Consider the following 2201-nt stretch of genomic DNA (forward strand, 5'->3'; position numbering starts at 1 on the left):
CCTCCGGATGGTCGGCCAGGAGCTCGGCCTGCCGGAGGAGATCGTCCAGCGCCAGCCGTTCCCGGGCCCGGGCCGCACCCTCGGTGCCCTGCGCGCGCGGTGGCGGCGCGCCACTGCCGCAGCCGTCACCGGCGCCCTGCTGGCCGGGTCGGCGGCGTGCTCCGGCGCGGCGGCCGGCCCGGACGGCGACCGGCTGACCGTCTCCACCACCACCGCGATCATCGCCGACCTGGTCCGCCAGGTCGGCGGCGACCGGGTGGCGGCCACCTCGATCGTGCCGCACCACGGCGACCCGCACTCGTACGAGCCGAGCCCCGGTGACGCCGCCAAGGTGTCCCGCGCGAAGCTGGTCTTCTCCAACGGCCTGCTGCTGGAGGAGCCCGGCATCCTCAAGACGGTCCGTACCAACAAGCGCGGCGACGCCCCGCTGGTGCCGCTCGCCGAGAGCCTGTCCCAGTACGGCGGCCGGACCATCCCGCTGGAGGAGGACCTCGGCCTGGACGTGCTCTGGCTGGGCCTCGCCGTGGAGGGCCGACTGCCCGACGACGGCACGCAGGTCCGGCTCAGCGCCACCGGCCTGGAGGGCCCGGGCGACCTGCACGTGTACCTGACCGACACGCTGGGCGTGCCGCAGCGGTACATCGACTCGTCCGACGGTTTCGACCGGACGGACTCGGTCGCCCTGCCGCCCGAGGCGCACACCCACGTCAACTGGGCGTTCACCGCGCCCGGCACGTACCGGCTGCGGATCGCCGGCAGCACCGAGGCCCCGGACGGGCGCACCGAACCGATCGGCGAGGGCACCGTGGTGTTCGCCGTCGGCGACGACCCCCGGGCGGCGGACGGCCGCCGGGTGCTCGACACCGGCCACGCGGACGTCGCGGTCAGCGCCGCCGAGCACCGGCTGCTGGTCCGTGCCGACGACCGGCGGTCCGGTCTGCGCACCCGGCACCCGCTGGACGAGGTCGCGCTGAGCGTGCCGTCCACCACCCGCCAGCAGGTGCCCGGCGAGGCCGCGTACGGCTTCCTCGGCGCGCCGGGCAGCGATCTCTGGGTGCTGCCGCAGGCCGTCCTCGGCAAGCACGTGCACGGCGACCAGGACCCGCACGCGTGGGAGGACGTCTCCAACGCCCAGGCCTACGTGCGGCGGATCGAGGCGGAGCTCGTCAAGGCCGACCCGGCCGGTGCGGACACCTACCACCGCAACGCCGCCGCCTACCTGGAGACCCTCGGCGAACTCGACGCCCACCTGCGGCAGCGGCTCGCCACCGTGCCGGAGGCCGCCCGCAAACTGATCACCACCCACGACGCCTTCGGCTACCTGGCGAAGGCGTACGGTCTGGAGATCTCCGGCTTCGTGGTGCCGACCCCCGGCATGGAGCCGAGCGCGGCGCAGATCAAGGAACTCGGCCGGACCATCGCCGACCGGCGCGTGCCGGCCGTCTTCGTCGAGCCGAACCTGGCCGCGCGGGCGGACGTGCTGCGCCGGGTCGCCCGGGACCAGGGGGTCGGCGTCTGCACCGTCTACGGCGACTCCTTCGACGACAAGGTGCACGACTACGTGGCCATGATGCGCCACAACGCTGACGAGATAGCCCGCTGCCTCGGCGGCGGAGCAGCAGGAGGGAAGAGCTGATGGCAGCGAACGGGAACGGAAGCCGGAGCCGCACGGGGCTCGGGCTGGCGGGCGTACTGACGGCGGTGCTCGCCGTGGGCGCGCCCGCCTGGGCGGAGGGAGCGCCCGGGGTGGACGCTCTGGCGGCAGGCTGTGCGGCGCCGACGGGCACTCCGACGGCTGATCCGACGGCGACGGGGGCTGCGGAGTCGGCCGCTCCGTCCCCGTCCCCGTCCCCGGCCTCGACCACGGGTGCGCCCGCGACGGTGGCGGGCACACCGGTACCGAGTGGACTCCCGTCGGACGGTGGCACGTCCACGACGTCCCCGGCCGCGTCGCCGACGGCGACGCCCGGGGCCACGCCCGCGCCCGTGGCGACTGCCGCGTGCCCCACGGAGGCGGCGGCTGCGGAGTCGCCCGCGGCGGCGGGGAACCGGCCCGAACCGCGGGCCCGGTCACTGGCCGCACCGCTCTCCGCCGCACCGATGGCCGCACCCCTGCCCGCCCCGGCCGCCGCCGCACCGAAGCCCGCCGCCGAACCGAAGCCCGCCGCCGCACCGGCCCCGCTCGCCGTCGCACCGGAGGC

At 76.2% G+C, this 2201-nt stretch carries 1 protein-coding gene; it reads left to right on the forward strand.

Annotated features, from left to right (window positions below; all coding sequences use genetic code 11):
- Window positions 1–1636, forward strand: a 1636-nt coding sequence (locus ABZW03_RS40065; protein ID WP_355269706.1) for an anchored repeat ABC transporter, substrate-binding protein, incomplete at its 5' end; no start/stop codon positions are given.
- Between the last annotated feature and the right edge of the window lie 565 nt (window positions 1637–2201).

It is taken from the genome of Kitasatospora sp. NPDC004799 (assembly GCF_040609095.1).
Classification (GTDB): Bacteria; Actinomycetota; Actinomycetes; order Streptomycetales; family Streptomycetaceae; genus Kitasatospora.